This is a genomic window from Peribacillus sp. NPDC056705, assembly GCF_043656335.1.
Genome location: NZ_JBHTYI010000005.1, coordinates 253,834 through 270,655, shown reverse-complemented (window position 1 = coordinate 270,655; position 16,822 = coordinate 253,834). Strand labels below are relative to the sequence as shown.

Sequence of the window (16,822 nt, the reverse complement as noted above, 5' to 3'; positions counted from 1 at the left end):
GTGAAGGGAAATGATCAGGAATATAGTGATTGCCCTGCTTGTTGTAGTTGTTGCGGGAACTGCATTCTGGGGCTATCAAGAACATAAGGAAAAAAATGCAGTATTAATCAATGCGGAAAATACGTATCAGCGAGCCTTTCATGATTTAAGCTATCAAGTGGATATATTGCATGATAAGGTCGGCAGTACTTTGGCTATGAATTCACGTTATTCATTAAGTCCGGCTTTAACAGATGTTTGGCGTATCACTTCCGAAGCCCAAAGTGATGTCGGGCAGTTGCCATTGACCTTACTTCCTTTTAATAAGACAGAGGAATTTTTATCCAAAATTGCGGACTTCAGTTATAAAACAGCGGTACGTGATCTTGAAAAAGAACCATTGAATGATAAGGAATATGCGACTCTCCAATCCTTGTACACACAGGCAGGGGACATCCAGGGCGAGTTAAGAAAAGTGCAGTATCTAGTCCTTAAAAACAATTTAAGATGGATGGATGTCGAAATGGCTCTTGCATCAGGGAAAGAAAATTCTGATAACACGATCATAGACGGATTAAAGACTGTAGAGAAAAAAGTATCTGGGTACGGGGAAACGAATGAGATGAATCCGACCTTTACTTCTGCACAACAGAGGGATGAAAATTTCAAAAATTTGCAAGGTAAAACCATTACAAAAGAAGAAGCAATTGCTACGGCAAAAAACTATGCACACTCAAAAAGCAAGAATTTGAAGGTGAATGTGGAAGAGAACGGAAAAGGTTCCGATTTTGGATTTTATAGTGTGAGCATCCTCGATAAAGATTCCGATACCGAATTGAATATGGATTTAACAAAAAAAGGCGGCTATCCCATTTGGTATATCAATAATAGGGACGTGAACAAAACAAATATTGATTTGAATCAAGCCTATACAAAAGCCGAAGAATTTTTAAAGGAACATGATTTCAGTTCACTTGATTTATTTGAAAGTGCTCAATACGATAATATCGCATTATTGAATTTTGTAACATCAGAAAATGGTGTCAAGATTTATCCAGATTCAGTCAAGGTCAAAATTGCATTGGATGATGGATCCGTTATAGGGTTTTCAGCCGACGAGTATTTAAAATCACATAAAACCAGGGAAATAGGGAATCCGAATATTTCCGAGAAAGAAGCTAAAGACAAAATTAACAATAATGTTAAAATAATGGAAGAAGGAAAGGCGTTAATCATCAATGATATCGGTGAAGAAGTTCTTTGTTATGAATTTCTCGGTACGATTAAAGATGATACCTACCGTATTTTCATTAATGCAGATACCGGTCAAGAAGAAAAGGTGGAAAAATTAAAGAATTCCGAACCGGTATACGAGAATATAATTTAATTTAAACTATGATCATGAATCATTAGTTGTAGGGAAATGTGCTTAGTCACTTTCCCTTTTTATTATTTCATGACATAATAAATTAAATGATTATTGGATTATTTGGGAAAATCATAGGTGATATTATGCAGTTTCCTTCCGATCAAAAAGGACGTGGACGATGATGGTTAAAATTGGGGATATATTAATGCTTGAACCGAAATACTCACAACAGAAAGAAAAGTTCAATTGTATGGTTGTCGAAATGGGACCGGGTTATGTCTATACCGACTTTCCCATCAATGTAGGGACTGGAAAAATTGCATTTCTCATGGATGGGACACAGTTCAACGTCACATTTTCCAATGAAGAGCAGGCAGTTTATGTATTCGATTCAGAAGTGCTTGGAAAAGTGAAATGTAGAATACCCATGATGCAGTTATTGCTGCCCGAAGCAGAAACGTTTGTGAAAATCCAACGGAGGCAATACGTGCGCCTGGATGTAACCTTGGATACAGCCATTCACCCAGAACATTCCGAGTTTACCCCTTTTCGTGCATTAACGGAGGATATCAGTGCAGGAGGAGCTTCGATAAGACTTTTAAAAGGCACTGATATTCAATCGGTTTCGCAATTATACCTGTGGGTGGCGCTTACGTTAAAATCAGGTGAGATTCATTATTTAAGGCTGAAAAGCAAAGTCATTCGCGTTACGGAGAAAAAGCATGGAAATATGCTGCTGCACGTCCAATTTCTTGAACCTGCAAAAAATGATGTACAGACATTAATGAGATTTATATTTGAAAAGCAGGTGGATTTAAAGAAAAAAGGCTTGTATGTTTAACATGATTGAATGAAAAACAGTGATTCCATCCATACTGCTAATATAAACGGATGGAGGGTGCGGCTTATGAAAACATTTGAAAGACTATTAATTAAAGTGATCATCATCCAATTGGCTTGCTTATTTGTTTTCCAGTTCCTTTTGAGCAGGGAGGATCAAATCTTTGATTTGACCAAGCTCTCAAGGTATGAAGGTGTCACCAGCAATAATTATACGAAAATCATTGAAACATTCAATGGGACCCAAAAGTAAAAGCGGTGATCCGCTTTTTTTGTATGAAGATTTACAGGTAAAGGATAACGTTGATGGCTGTAGCGATCAAAAAAAGAACAAAGTTTATTTTGAAAGTGCACATCCCTTTTATTAATGATTTTCCCGTTAGTTGTGATAAAATGAAAGGGTATTAAATAATCAGCATGATTGTAGGATTCTTGGGAGGATTTATGGAAAAAAAATTATCAGTCGCAATCGATGGACCAGCTGCTGCTGGAAAAAGCACGGTTGCTAAAATTGTCGCAGAAAAGTTCAATTACATATATGTGGATACAGGAGCAATGTACAGGGCCCTTACCTATAAGGCTCTTAATCAAAAGATTCTTCTTGATGATGAACAAGCATTATCAAAAGTTCTCATCAATACTGAAATCGAATTAAGACCTAGTGAAAACGGACAGTTGGTGTTCTTGGATAATGAGGACGTGACAGCCCAAATCAGGAACAATGAAGTGACCGGTTCCGTTTCGGAAGTGGCAAAGCACCGGAGCATCCGGGAAGAATTGGTTCGCAGGCAGCAAACCTTTGGTGAAAATGGCGGTGTCGTCATGGATGGCAGGGACATCGGTACGCATGTTTTGCCGAACGCCGAAGTAAAGGTATTTCTAATCGCTTCTGTGGATGAAAGGGCACAGCGGAGGCATCAGGAAAATATATCGAAAGGTTTTCCATCAGATATCGAAAAATTAAGGGAAGAAATCGCAACAAGGGACAAACTGGACTCCGAACGCGAGGTATCGCCACTGAAAAAGGCGGCGGATGCTATCGAAATCGATACGACTTCATTATCGATTCAGGAAGTTGCAGAAAGAATCATGTCTTTAATAGAAGAGAGGAAAAGATGACATTGGATTTTTACACATTTGCCAAGAACGTAGTAAAAGGCATTTTAATGCCTTCGTTTAGGGTTAAAGCGCTCGGAAAGGAACATTTCCCTAAAGAGGGCGGAGTATTGATCTGTGCCAATCACATTGATAATCTGGATCCGCCCATAGTTGGTATGACATCTCCAAGGGATATCCATTTCATGGCTAAAGAAGAGTTGTTTCAAGCACCTATTTTAAAGGGTATATTACCAAGAGTAAATGCATTTCCCGTGAAGCGGGGCAATAGCGATCGGGAATCCCTTAGAAAAGGTTTGAAGCTTTTGAAGGAAGGCAAGGCGATTGGCCTGTTTCCAGAGGGGACCAGAAGCAAAACTGGTGAATTGGGAGAAGGCTTGGCGGGGGCTGGATTTTTCGCGTTGCGTTCTGATGCCGTTATCATACCGTGTGCAATCATCGGCCCGTATAAATTTTTACGTCCGTTGAAAGTCGTTTACGGTCCTCCAATAAATTTTACCGAATATCGCGAACAGAAAATATCAGCCGATGATGCTACAAAAATCATCATGGACCATATTCGGAAATTGATTTCCGAGCATAAATAGTCCTTCATACTTGACAATTTTCTGATTTTGTTAGAATTTATAAAATAAGGGTATTGTTCCTTATTGCAGATTAAAAGGAATATAACTTTATTACTCTAAAAAAACTGTTTTTATCTTTATTGGGAAAGTGTTTTTATTGAACCACTTTAAATAAAATATGTGGCCGATGAAGAGGAAATTTGCTGATCAGTCATGGGTTAAGGAGGAGTTAGTAATGACAGAAGATATGAACCAGGTAGAAGTGAACGATTACAAAGTTGGGGATCAAGTTAGGGCAACCGTTTCAAAGGTAGAAGAAAAACAGGTCATGGTCGATGTGGAAAACAGCAAGACGGATGGGATCATACCCATCAGTGAGCTTTCAAGCCTGCATGTCGAAAAGGCGTCAGATGCCGTTTCGGAAGGTGATGCATTGGAGTTGGAAGTCATTAAAGTCGAAGAAGAAGCTCTCATTCTATCAAAACGTAAAATTGATGCTCTTAAAGCATGGGATGACCTGGAATTGAAATTTGAAAATGGAGACGTATTTGAGGCAGAAGTTAAAGATGTCGTCAAAGGCGGGCTTGTTGTAGATCTAGGCGTACGTGGTTTTGTTCCAGCTTCTCTAGTAGAAGACTATTTCGTTGAAGACTTTTCTGATTACAAAAACAAAACTTTAACATTCAAGATCGTTGAGCTTGAGAAAGACAAGAATCGCTTAATCCTCTCACATCGGGCAGTGGTCCAAGACCAAAAGGAAAAGCAAAAAGCAAACGTTTTAGATAAGATTGAAAGCGGGCAAGTGCTTGAAGGCTTGGTCCAAAGGATTACCGATTTTGGTGCATTCGTGGATATTGGGGGCGTAGACGGCCTTGTCCACATTTCCCAGCTTTCCCATCAGCATGTCGACAAGGCATCCGATGTCGTTTCAGAAGGGGATAAGGTACAGGTGAAAGTGCTATCCATCGATCGTGATAATGAAAGGATTTCACTTTCCATTAAGGATACCCTTCCGGGACCTTGGGCAGGAATTGCAGAAAAAGCGGCCAAAGGCTCTACACTGGAAGGTACCGTGAAACGCCTTGTTTCTTTCGGTGCATTCGTGGAGATTTTTCCAGGGGTAGAAGGACTTGTCCATATTTCACAGATTTCGCACAAGCATATTGCCACCCCGCAAGAAGTACTTAAAGAAGGCCAGTCTGTCAAAGTGAAAGTGCTGGAAGTCAATGAAACGGATCAACGTCTATCATTGAGCATTAAGGAACTTGAAGAACCTCAGTCCAATTACAACACATCAGATTATGAGCTCCCAGAGGAATCGAAGGGCTTTCAGCTAGGTGAAATGATCGGTGATCAATTGAAAAAACTCAAATAAAATAATAATGGTGATGGCCTTGGAGAGAAAACAACGAAAATTAGATCATATAGAATTTGCGCTAAAGACAGGACAGCAAAATAAAACCGGGCTAGAAGATATTTCGTTTATTCACCAAAGCTTACCAGGTATTTCCTTGAATAATGTGAACCTCACAGCAGAAGTTGGCGAACTTGAATTAAGTTCGCCAATTTTTATAAATGCCATGACCGGAGGCGGAGGCCCTGAAACCGAAAAATTGAATGGTGACCTAGCCATTGCAGCACGGGAAACAGGAATCGCCATGGCGGTAGGATCGCAAATGGCAGCCATCAAGGATTCTGGCCAGCAAGCTTCTTTTAAAGTTGTAAGGAAGGAAAATCCTGATGGCGTGTTGATTGGTAATCTCGGTGGAGAAGCAACAGTCGAACAGGCTAAGCGAGCAAGCGAAATGATCGGGGCCAACGCCCTTCAGATTCATATTAACGTCATCCAGGAATTGACGATGCCTGAAGGGGATAGGGATTTTGCGGGTACCCTTTCGAGAATAGAAAAAATCAACAGTACGATCGGAATTCCTGTCATCGTAAAAGAGGTTGGATTTGGGATGAGTATGGAAACGGTGCGGCAATTACTTTCCGTGGGTGTTTCGATCATTGATGTAGGCGGGTTTGGCGGAACGAATTTTGCTAAAATTGAGAATGAAAGACGAGCAAAAATACTCGGATATTTTAATGAATGGGGCATACCGACAGCTGCTTCGATTGTCGAAGCTGTTAATGTTTCACCACAGCTTTCAGTCATTGGGTCTGGTGGCATTCAAAGCCCTTTGGAAATTACAAAAAGCCTGGCATTAGGAGCCAAAGGGGTCGGATTGGCCGGATATTTCCTCAAGATTTATAAAGAGTTGGGCTTGGAACAATTGATTAAAGAAATACATTACATACATGAAGATTTGAAGGTCATCATGACTGCACTCGGGTGCGATAATATCCAAGAACTAAGGAAATCAAAATTAGTCATCAAAGGAAATACCTATCATTGGTTATCTCAAAGAGGCATTGATTGTTCGGCGTATGCTAAATGAATGACCACAAAGGGAAGCATCTCAATTGAAACAAATTGAGATGCTTCTTTTTGTTCAGGGAAGACTTAACTATTCCTTTTTCGTGCCTCTTCAGGGCCTTCCATCCTTGTTGCCCCTTTATGACCCAGTGATTGGTCCCTGTCAGACTCCACGCGTTTACTTTCTTTCAATTTCTTCTCTTGCCGATCTTTTCCCATGTTCACACCTCCTTTTAATTGATAGGGGGACGGTTTTCCTCATTAAATGCCGTGCTTTATGTTTATACTTTGAATAAACAAGCCATAATGTTCCTAAAAGGGGGACGCTGTATGGATGGAATTATATTTTATTGGATTTCATGGATAGTTTGGGTCATTGTCATGTTTTTTATTCCGAAAACGGTTCCCTTTCGTTTTGATTTTCTTTTTCATCTATTAGCCATTATGGTATTAGCGGGCTACAAACTGGAGGCTCCATTAATTTCCGTTCATTTAAGCGGTCCGTACCTTTTCTTTATAATGTGTGTATATATTAGGAAGAAATCAATCCTCAAGATGATGGAACTGATCAGCGGAAGTCTTATTATCACTCTTGCTTATGCCAGCTTTCAACTTTTTTCTTTGCTTGATCCGATATGGCTCATCATGAAGCCCTCTTATCTTTTGTGTATTTTCCTGAATTATCTTATCCTATTACTTTTTAAAAATTGGAAACATCGATTGTTCGTCCTTTTAATTGGGATGATCATGGGAGATATCATATATTCTGGATTACTTGCTTACCACTCTTTACCTTATGTGGGCCTTGCTTATGCATGGCATGATAATGCAGTTCTGGTTCTGGGCGCAAACATACTGTGGAGAATATTGGAAATGGTTGGCCAATACATTTATTTAATATCCCAATCGAGATTTTTATCGAAACAAGGAAAAGAGAATTTTAATCAATGAAGAGTATAGGGAAAAATGGTAGGAAGTATTAGCCTCTTTATCAAAAGGCAGATGTATAGATGGAATCAAATGGAATTGGAAGGCTTTTATTCATACAATCATTGTTGATTGGCGAGAAATTTGTTACTATAGGATAGTTAGAGGTCTGTAGATAAATCGTAAAATGCTCTAAACAATTAAAAAGGAAGCCGTATGTCGAAGCTTTCTTCATTTTTTTGGGCTGTTTATAATCAAGTTTGAGCATGCAAGGGGTTTGGCTTCGCGTCACTTTTGGAACCGGGGCGTCAAGTGGACAAACTGCCCGTGAATACTTGATGAGTTTAACTGAACATCAGTTAGGATTTTCTTACTGATGAAAGATTCCTTTAAATGATTATAGATACAGCCTTTTCCTTTAAAAGGAAATGATGAAAATCAATAATGCAAAGCAACCGTAATATATGCATTCATGAATTTCGTGACTTTGACAGAGATATAGTAGCAGAAAGGGTGAATAGCAATGCCAAAACCGGTAATTGCGATAGTCGGTCGTCCGAACGTGGGAAAATCGACAATCTTTAATAGAATAGTTGGAGAACGGGTTTCGATTGTCGAAGACGTTCCTGGAGTAACCCGGGACAGGATTTATAGTTCTGGTGAATGGTTGACACATGATTTTAACATTATTGATACAGGTGGAATTGATATTGGTGACGAGCCGTTCCTGGAACAAATCCGCCAGCAGGCTGAAATTGCCATCGACGAAGCTGATGTGATAATTTTTATGACGAATGGTCGTGAAGGTGTAACGGCTGCAGATGAAGAAGTAGCTAAGATACTCTATAAATCGAGAAAGCCAGTTGTCCTTGCAGTAAATAAAGTCGATAACCCAGAAATGAAAGATCAAATTTATGATTTCTATGCATTAGGTTTTGGGGATCCATTCCCGATCTCCGGGTCTCATGGACTTGGTCTTGGTGACCTTCTGGATGAAGCGGCCAAACATTTCCCTAATTTCAGCGGCCAGGATTATGCAGATGATGTCATTAAATTCAGTTTGATTGGAAGACCGAACGTAGGAAAATCATCTCTGGTCAATGCATTGTTAGGTGAAGAACGTGTCATTGTAAGTGATATAGAAGGTACGACACGCGACGCGATTGACTCTCCTTATAAATATAATGGCAAAGAATATGTCATTATTGATACAGCAGGGATGCGGAAAAAAGGTAAAGTGTATGAAAGTACGGAAAAATATAGCGTACTTCGTGCATTAAGGGCAATTGAGCGTTCAGACGTTGTTCTTGTGGTCCTGAACGCAGAAGAAGGTATTCGTGAGCAGGATAAAAAAATTGCCGGATATGCCCATGAAGCGGGTAGGGCTGTCATCATCGTTGTCAATAAGTGGGATGCCATCGAGAAAGATGAAAAAACGATGAAGGATTTTGAAGAAAAGATTCGTGCCCATTTCCTATTCTTGGATTATGCGCCAATCATTTATCTTTCTGCCTTAACGAAAAAACGGACACATACCTTAATACCGGTCATTGATCAAGCTAGTGAGAATCATGCTATCCGGGTTCAGACAAATGTCTTGAATGAAGTGGTCATGGATGCGGTTGCGATGAATCCGACACCGACTCATAATGGCAACCGTTTGAAAATTTATTATACGACTCAGGTAGCGATCAAGCCGCCAACTTTCGTTGTATTCGTTAACGATCCTGAGTTATTGCATTTCTCATATGAGAGATTTTTAGAAAATCGAATTAGGGATGCCTTTGGTTTTGAAGGAACACCAATACGAATTTTTGGACGCCAGAGAAAATAGTAAAGGTGGTTATATCATGGTGAAGGATAAAGAAAGTATCGCAGTGATTGGAGCTGGGAGCTGGGGAACTGCTTTAGCGCTCGTAATTGCCGATAACCAGCATGAAGTGAGATTGTGGGGACATAATCAGAAACAAATCAATGAAATAAATCAAAATCATACGAATGAAAAATACTTGCCTGGTATTGAATTGCCTTTGGGGATTAAAGGTTATTCTTCCCTTAAGGAAGCGCTGGCCGGGATTGAAATAATTATTTTGGCAGTTCCGACCAAAGCCTACAGGGAAGTGCTTGGTCAGATTGAAGAGGCTCATGATAAACCATTGACAATCGTTCATGTGAGTAAGGGAATTGAACCTGATTCACTGCTTCGTATATCGGAAATGATTGAAGAAGTCTCTTCGTCTGAATGGCTTAAGGATATAGTGGTTCTTTCAGGACCGAGCCATGCTGAAGAAGTAAGTCTCCGTCACCCGACAACAGTTGCCGTTTCTTCAAAGAATATGAAGGCTGCCGAAAGGGTTCAGGACATCTTTATCAATAATAATTTCCGTGTATATACAAATCCGGACATGGTTGGTGTTGAAATCGGAGGGGCATTGAAGAACATCATTGCTTTGGCTGCCGGCATTACGGATGGTTTAGGCTATGGGGATAATGCCAAGGCTGCATTAATGACACGGGGATTGGCAGAAATATCCCGTCTAGGGGTGGCCATGGGGGCTAACCCATTAACGTTTTCAGGTTTAGCTGGGATTGGCGACTTGATCGTCACATGTACAAGCGTTCATTCCCGTAATTGGAGAGCTGGGAATATGCTTGGTAAAGGGCAAAAGCTTGAAGAAGTTTTGGAAAACATGGGTATGGTCGTTGAAGGTGTCAGAACCACCAAAGCTGCCTATCAACTAGCCCAAAAGTACGAAGTGAACATGCCGATCACAGAAGCCTTGTACGATGTTTTATTCAATGCGGAAGAAGTGAAAAAGGCTGTTGACCTTTTGATGAATCGTTCAAAAACGAATGAGATGGAAGAACTTTATAACATATTGGATAGCAGGCAGCAGGATTAACCTCCAATTTGTTGGTTTTCATAAAAGAATTTCATTAAATTAGGCATTTGATGATGCGCCTTGCCGTGTATCAGCATACAATGCAACGAAAGTAAACTAGTAATTTGACCTCGGCACGGGGGATTTAGTCAAATGAGCAGAAGATATCCAGATATCTTCTGCTTTTTTTTATGGTCAAAAAATCATCGGATTTCAATTAATTTATGATTATTTGAATAGATTATTCATTATTGCATAAATCATTCTACATATTTCCTTGTTTTTGGTTAAAAATCGACTATTTTTTTTGGTATGAAAATTGCGAAGTGTAATATGACCAAAAATTATTAGGGAGGCCAGAAAAGTTTGTTTACTTTTCTCGCTAAAAAAGGAAGGGGAATGATACATGCAAACAGGTAAACTGAAAAGGTCTTTAAATTTATGGCATATCGTATTGCTTGGTGTTGGATATATGACGCCGATGGTTGTTTTTGATACATTCGGCATAGTTTCCGAAAAAACGGGGGGGCATGTGCCAACCGCATATGTCATTGCTCTTTCAGCGATGTTGTTTACTGCAGCCAGTTATGGAAAAATGGTGAAAATCTATCCACAGGCAGGTTCATCCTATACTTACACACAAAAAACGATTAACCCACATTTAGGCTTCCTTGTCGGGTGGTCTTCTTTACTAGATTATTTATTTTTACCGATGGTGAACGGCATTTTAACAAAAATATACTTAACTGCTCTATTTCCGGAAGTATATCCATGGATATGGGTGGTGGCATTTGTCCTTTTAATGACATTCATTAACTTATTCAATGTTAATCTTGCAGCCAACTTTAATAGCTTCCTTGTTTTTTTTCAAATGTTGGTCATCGTTATTTTTGTGGCACTTGTGGTTAAAGGGGTCATGGGTGGAGAAGGCACTGGAGAGGTCTTGTCGATTCAGCCATTCATCGGGCCACATTTGGAAATGTCGACGCTCATATCTGGTGCTACAATCCTTTGTTTTTCATTCTTGGGGTTTGACGCAGTCACTACTTTATCGGAAGAAACATCGAATCCATCCAAAACGGTACCACGGGCCATCTTTTTGACTGCCCTTATCGGAGGGGGATTATTTGTGACGGCATCATTCTTTACACAGTTATTTTTCCCGGATATTTCCCTTTTTAGCGATCCTGAAGCAGCTTCTCCGGAAATTGCCCTTTTCGTTGGCGGGAAGTTATTTCAGGCTTTCTTTCTAGCAGGAACCTTATGCGGTACCCTTGCCTCCGGTCTTGCATCTCATGCTAGTGTTTCTAGGTTGCTATATGTCATGGGGCGTGACCAAATGATCCCGAAAAAACTATTTGGGTTTATCCACCCCAAATATAACACGCCATTTTTTAATGTCATATTTGTCGGGTCCATATCATTGGTTGCCTTATTCCTTGATTTGGTTACGGCCACTTCCCTCATAAACTTTGGGGCTTTAATCGCTTTTACCTTCGTGAATATTTGCGTAATCGTCCACGCAATAAGAAACAAAAGCTTCAGAACGATTAAAGGATTTCTTTCAACTATTCTTTCCCCGGTTTTAGGCGCGGCTTCGGTCTTCATCCTTTGGCTTAATCTCGAGATGAGTTCCTTGATTTTAGGGATTGTCTGGGCGGTAATTGGGATTGGCTATCTTCTGTATCGGACAAAATGGTTTACGGAATCCCCTCCGCTATTCCGTTTCGAAAAAGCACAGTGAATCTATTGTATTCATGAAACAAGGGTGGTTGTTATATGGCTGATGGGAAAATGAAGAGGGCGTTGCCTGTTGTTCTATGATCGTTCATGGCGTCAGCGACTTGTGTTAGTACTTATGAGCATGAATATGTCACTTGGTATGGTTCCGGGAGCCTGCTGGCTTGCTTTTATGGTGATGCTTTTCACAGCGTGCAGTTATGGAAAGATCCTTCCCTCGGCAGGTTTGGTATATGGGTATACGAAAAAAATCCATTAATCCATATTCCGGTTGTTTCCTTGCAGGTAAGTCGATACAGATGAATTTAATCATTCATTTGAATGGGTCAATTAATTGTTGTTCCGTATTTTCTTTATAGCATTACATCTGTACCCGATTATGCATCGGCGCTGAGTTTACTGATTATTTCGACGTCTTGTCAGGGGCATATTCATCGTTTCATCCATCTGTGATATTTCATACGGGACAAGGAGAAGTGACGGTATGGTGGAAGCCTCCCTATTTTTATAAAAAGCGCCCAGGGCGAGGACGGCCATCCTCGAATCATAACCAGCAGGGGTATGCTAAAGGCTAAGAAAAAGTGAGCGGTCCTATATAAAATAAATCTAAGGTGCATTCCATATTTTTAAGTCAAAAGGGTCCGTTAAAGGACCCTTTTGTTGTGGAACGAATAAAGGTAAATGATCGAAATTGGGTAATGGTGCATGTTATTTTTTATCTTGCAATTCAGAATTGTGATAAAATATAGGTTAGGTTACAAAAGGAGAGTGAAAATGTGTTATCTATTCCGGATGATAAAATAAGACCATTCATAACTATAACAATTGATCAGCCTACATTTTCAGACCAAAAAATTCATGAGATACAGGAACCTTTCTTCTTTCTTATGAAAGAGAATCAAGTGTTTGCGTATATCCGCATGGATGACCTCCCGTTAAATGAAAAAATAACGACAGTCGATCAGCTTTTACAGTATGCTTTTTCGATTGATAATGTCTGTAAATTGCACCCTAACATTTCCTTGCCGCATCTGTTTCAAATTATAGGTGAACCTATCGTACTGATAAAAACGGATGATGGCCTGCTAACCGGTTATGTAAAAAGGGAAGATGTATTAGCTGAATTATTCAAGCAGGACAGCAAACAAAATTTAGACCTGCTAAATGTGATTTTAACCTCCATTCCTATGGGGATTTTTGTGGCTGATAAAGAAAAAAATATCGTGAACTTTAATGAATCAGGCTTGAAGATGATAAAAAAGCCTTCTGATCAAGTCATTAATGAACCTGCTGCGAACATCTTCAATAAGCAGCATATACATAGCGTGTTTGCCAGCAGGAGCAGTATTCTGAATCAGTTGGAGATTACTGATGTCATGAGTGTGCTTGTCGACTATAGCCCGATTCTGAACCATGAAAAAGAAGTCGAAGGCCTGATCATCATCGTTCAGGATTTACCAATGGTTGAAGAAATGGCCATGGAAATAGAATTGATAAAAAGCTCGAATAAAGACTTGAATGCCATTTTGGCGAATATCTATGATGAAATACTTGTAGTCAATCAAAAAGGAGAGCTGCTGCGCTATAGTGACAGCATCATCTCAGGATTCTGGGGGAAGGACTTAAAAGATTATATAGGGAAGAATCTCTTGCAATTAGAAGATGAAGGGATTTTTAATCCTTCGGTCACCCGGTTAGTCCTTGACCAAAAAAAGAAAGTATCGGTTGTCCAGGATACGAAAATGAATAAGAAAGTCCTATCCGTGGGCACCCCTGTGTTTAATGAAAAAGGCGATATAGATCGAATAGTCATTGCATCAAGGGATATAACGGAAACGACCCAATTGAAATCGGAATTAAATGAAATGAGGAAAGAACTGGACTCTTTCAAAAAACAAGATCAATTTTATAAAGAGTTGGTTTTTGCAAGTCCTAAAATGGAGCAGATAATCAGCCAAGTCAAGAAAATCGCTCATTTTTCATCTACTGTATTAATCAATGGGGAGTCGGGAGTAGGTAAAGAAGTGATAGCCGAGGCCATTCATAAAATGGGCAGGCGATCTAAACGGCCTTTCCTGAAGATAAATTGCGGGGCGATTCCGGAAAACCTCCTCGAAAGTGAATTGTTTGGCTATACGAAGGGTTCCTTTACAGGAGCAGATAAAAATGGGAAGGTAGGATACTTTCAACAGGCCAATAAAGGTGTTTTATTCCTTGATGAAGTGGGTGACATGCCCATACATCTGCAAGTCAAACTGCTGCGGGTCCTACAGGAACAGGAAGTGATTCCGATTGGCAGCACCACGCCCATTTCCATTGATGTTCAAATTGTTGCAGCCACGAATAAGAGTCTGGAAAAAATGGTCGAGATGGGCACGTTCAGAGAAGATTTATTCTATCGATTGAACGTCATCCCCATACATGTGCCCCCTTTAAGGGAGAGGCCGGAGGATATACCGCCGCTAGCCTTTCATTTCCTGCAAAAACTGAATGAAAGGTATCAGCGGAATTACCACTTTTCCCCCGATGCATTAAATATACTGGAAGTCTATACCTGGCCGGGGAACATTCGTGAGTTGCAGAACATGATTGAAAGATTGGTTGTTTCTGCAGATGAAGAGACGATCGATGCTGACTTCATTCAAAGGTTCATACCTGTGGGCAGTGACTTTAAACAATCGAAACCCATCATTACGAGAATTCTTCCACTGCAGGAAGCACAGGATCATGTCGAAGAACAATTGATCATGCTTGCCATGAAACAGTATAAAACCACGACCAAAGCGGCTAAAGCGCTCGGGATAAGTCAATCGTCAGTGAGCAGGAAGTATCAAAAAGTGTTAGCTGAACAGAATAAGAAAATCGAAAACAATGCATTTTAAATAAAAGCCGTTGCAAGTGATGCAAATCACTTGTCAACGGCTTTTATTTTTATTGACGGCATTAGGGGAGCTATTGATTATTTTCAAGATGATTATGCAAAGTGAAATAACTCTATGCACATTTGCATAGAATCGGAGTGACTTATCAAAAAGAAATGCGATTTTAATGGTTAATTAACTTGGCATGGTTCTTGCTTGATTAATAAGTATAAGAAAAAAGGGAGGTAAGCATCAAAGTTTCAAAAAAAAGCAATCTTAATTAACCATCCACTAAAGTTATAAAAAAAGGAGATTAAAAAATGTCAATTAACGTAGAAAGTAAAAACACTCAAACTAACCAATCAGCAACCCAAGATTATATTAAAAAAGTGCTTCAATTAATCGAACAAAAAGAAATTTCAAAAGAAGATGCACAGTGGGTAACAAAAGAAACGGTCGAGAATTTCCGTGACCATGTAAACCCAGGGTTTTTGGAATACCGCAAGACGGTCACTAAAGACACACAATTCGCTTCGGTTGAGTGGTCTGATCAAGATTCCTGTTTTACGGATGTAAATGGAAAAAAATATATTGATTGTTTAGGTGGATTTGGAATTTATAATGTAGGCCACCGTAACCCAAAAGTTGTAAAGGCTGTAACCGATCAATTGCAAAGACAAGCCCTTCATAGCCAGGACTTACTTGATCCATTACGCGCAATGCTCGCCAAGATCCTTGCCGAAATCACGCCGGGAGATCTAAAATACTCGTTCTTTACGAATAGCGGTACCGAGAGCGTGGAGGCTGCACTTAAGCTGGCCAAAATGTACAGTGACCGACACACGATCATTTCCACGACAAAATCATTTCATGGAAAAAGCCTTGGTTCACTATCGGCAACGGCAAAAGGCATGTTCAGAAAACCGTTCATTCCATTGATCCCAGGTGTGCGTCATGTACCTTTTGGTGATGTGGATATGATGAGAAAAACGTTTGAAAGTTGTGCGTTGGTCGGTGAAGATGTTGCTGCTGTACTATTGGAGCCAATCCAGGGTGAAGGTGGGGTCATCCTTCCTCCGCAAGGTTATTTAAAGCAAGTTCGGGCATTATGTGACGAATATGATGCGTTATTAATATTGGATGAAGTGCAAACTGGAATGGGCCGTACTGGTAAAATGTTCGCTTCCGAGCTATATGATGTTGTTCCGGACATTATTTGTTTAGCAAAAGCATTTGGCGGCGGGGTAATGCCTGCAGGGGCTGTTGTAGCCAATGAGAAAGTGTTTAAAAGCTGGTTCGACAATCCATTCATGCACACTACGACATTTGGCGGAAATCCACTAGCTTGTGCTGCGGCCATTGCGACGATCGACGTACTTTTGGAAGAAAACTTACCGCAGCGTGCTGCAGAAGTTGGTGAATACTTCTTAAATGGGTTAAGGGAAGTGGCTGATGAGCACAAAGATAAGGTTTTGGAAATCCGCGGTCAAGGTTTGATGATCGGTATTGAGTTCCATAAAGATGAAGTGGGTTATGAATTCTCAAAAGCCCTCTTTGATAAAGGCATCTTGGTAGCAGGTACGCTCATAAATTCCAAAACAATAAGGATTGAGCCGTCATTGACTATTAAGTTGGATGAAGTCGATACAGTCATTAAAGCGTTTAAAGAAGTCTTGCCGACGCTGCAATCTTAATTTATGTAAGCAGAAAAACAGCCTTTGGGGCTGTTTTTTTGAATTGGAGGGAGATGGTATGGGGATTACTTACATATTTTTGTTTTATAACTGCTCCTCAGAAATTTTTTTCAAGAAAAATGAGTCATGAAAACGGGAATTACACAGATTGGACAAGGATTTAATTCCTTTAACGTAATTTGGTATGTTATAATAATTTCTGGAAAAAGGAGTGATGAAGATATGACACCTGCTCTGCAAAAAATGTGGATATCCTTTATAGCTATGGGCTTTATGGTTATCTCTATATTTCTAATCTACTTAAGCCGCTATAAATTAAAAGGTTTTTGGAGAGTCTTGACAGCAATTATCGCATACATACTTATGATTCTGGCCGGCTTGATCATCCTTATCGTTGTTCTTAGCGGGCCAACCACTTGATAGGTGAGG

At 39.9% G+C, this 16,822-nt stretch carries 15 protein-coding genes; 14 read left to right on the top strand and 1 reads right to left on the bottom strand.

Annotated elements, in window-relative coordinates; all coding sequences use genetic code 11:
- The first annotated feature begins 10 nt into the window (after positions 1-10).
- The 7 genes from ypeB (at position 11) to fni (ending at position 6,311) form a co-directional block, all read left to right on the top strand.
- Positions 11-1,366, top strand: a complete 1,356-nt coding sequence (ypeB, locus tag ACFRAK_RS09765; protein WP_387597673.1) for a germination protein YpeB — start codon at positions 11-13, stop codon at positions 1,364-1,366.
- Between the two features lie 160 nt (positions 1,367-1,526).
- The gene (locus tag ACFRAK_RS09760; protein ID WP_394571677.1) at positions 1,527-2,189 is read left to right on the top strand and encodes a flagellar brake protein; all 663 of its coding nucleotides are present in this window, start codon (positions 1,527-1,529) and stop codon (positions 2,187-2,189) included.
- A 66-nt stretch (positions 2,190-2,255) separates the two neighbouring features.
- Complete coding sequence (locus tag ACFRAK_RS09755; RefSeq protein ID WP_192205363.1) at positions 2,256-2,441, top strand: YpfB family protein; 186 nt, start codon at positions 2,256-2,258, stop codon at positions 2,439-2,441.
- 191 nt (positions 2,442-2,632) lie between these two features.
- Positions 2,633-3,307: a (d)CMP kinase gene (cmk, locus tag ACFRAK_RS09750; RefSeq protein WP_192205362.1), complete on the top strand. Its 675-nt coding sequence runs from the start codon at positions 2,633-2,635 to the stop codon at positions 3,305-3,307.
- 2 nt (positions 3,308-3,309) lie between these two features.
- Positions 3,310-3,891, top strand: coding sequence for a lysophospholipid acyltransferase family protein (locus ACFRAK_RS09745; protein ID WP_260286092.1), 582 nt, complete (start codon positions 3,310-3,312; stop codon positions 3,889-3,891).
- Positions 3,892-4,105: 214 nt separating this feature from the next.
- The gene (gene rpsA / locus ACFRAK_RS09740; protein WP_260286050.1) at positions 4,106-5,245 is read left to right on the top strand and encodes a 30S ribosomal protein S1; all 1,140 of its coding nucleotides are present in this window, start codon (positions 4,106-4,108) and stop codon (positions 5,243-5,245) included.
- A 19-nt stretch (positions 5,246-5,264) separates the two neighbouring features.
- Positions 5,265-6,311 carry a type 2 isopentenyl-diphosphate Delta-isomerase gene (fni, locus tag ACFRAK_RS09735; protein ID WP_387597665.1) on the top strand — a complete coding sequence of 349 codons (1,047 nt, stop codon included), beginning with the start codon at positions 5,265-5,267 and terminating at the stop codon, positions 6,309-6,311.
- A 65-nt stretch (positions 6,312-6,376) separates the two neighbouring features.
- On the opposite strand, the gene ACFRAK_RS09730 is transcribed toward fni, so the two are convergent.
- Positions 6,377-6,508 (bottom strand): YpzI family protein, encoded by a 132-nt coding sequence (locus tag ACFRAK_RS09730; protein ID WP_192205359.1) that lies wholly within the window; start codon positions 6,506-6,508, stop codon positions 6,377-6,379.
- A 111-nt stretch (positions 6,509-6,619) separates the two neighbouring features.
- Between ACFRAK_RS09730 and ACFRAK_RS09725 the strand changes: the two genes are divergently transcribed.
- The 7 genes from ACFRAK_RS09725 (at position 6,620) to ACFRAK_RS09695 (ending at position 16,813) form a co-directional block, all read left to right on the top strand.
- Positions 6,620-7,240 carry a YphA family membrane protein gene (locus ACFRAK_RS09725; RefSeq protein WP_387706855.1) on the top strand — a complete coding sequence of 207 codons (621 nt, stop codon included), beginning with the start codon at positions 6,620-6,622 and terminating at the stop codon, positions 7,238-7,240.
- Between the two features lie 499 nt (positions 7,241-7,739).
- Positions 7,740-9,050 carry a ribosome biogenesis GTPase Der gene (gene der, locus ACFRAK_RS09720; protein WP_192205357.1) on the top strand — a complete coding sequence of 437 codons (1,311 nt, stop codon included), beginning with the start codon at positions 7,740-7,742 and terminating at the stop codon, positions 9,048-9,050.
- A gap of 16 nt (positions 9,051-9,066) precedes the next feature.
- Complete coding sequence (locus ACFRAK_RS09715) at positions 9,067-10,119, top strand: NAD(P)H-dependent glycerol-3-phosphate dehydrogenase (protein WP_387597658.1); 1,053 nt, start codon at positions 9,067-9,069, stop codon at positions 10,117-10,119.
- Positions 10,120-10,504: 385 nt separating this feature from the next.
- On the top strand, positions 10,505-11,842 hold the full coding sequence (locus tag ACFRAK_RS09710; protein WP_394571676.1) for an APC family permease: 1,338 nt from the start codon (positions 10,505-10,507) through the stop codon (positions 11,840-11,842).
- A gap of 772 nt (positions 11,843-12,614) precedes the next feature.
- Entirely contained in the window at positions 12,615-14,720 is a 2,106-nt protein-coding gene (locus ACFRAK_RS09705; protein ID WP_394571675.1) for a sigma 54-interacting transcriptional regulator, read from the top strand.
- Between the two features lie 299 nt (positions 14,721-15,019).
- Positions 15,020-16,393, top strand: a complete 1,374-nt coding sequence (locus ACFRAK_RS09700) for a putrescine aminotransferase (RefSeq protein ID WP_260286040.1) — start codon at positions 15,020-15,022, stop codon at positions 16,391-16,393.
- 222 nt (positions 16,394-16,615) lie between these two features.
- Positions 16,616-16,813 carry a DUF2768 domain-containing protein gene (locus ACFRAK_RS09695; protein WP_048681698.1) on the top strand — a complete coding sequence of 66 codons (198 nt, stop codon included), beginning with the start codon at positions 16,616-16,618 and terminating at the stop codon, positions 16,811-16,813.
- The last annotated feature ends 9 nt before the right edge of the window (positions 16,814-16,822 follow it).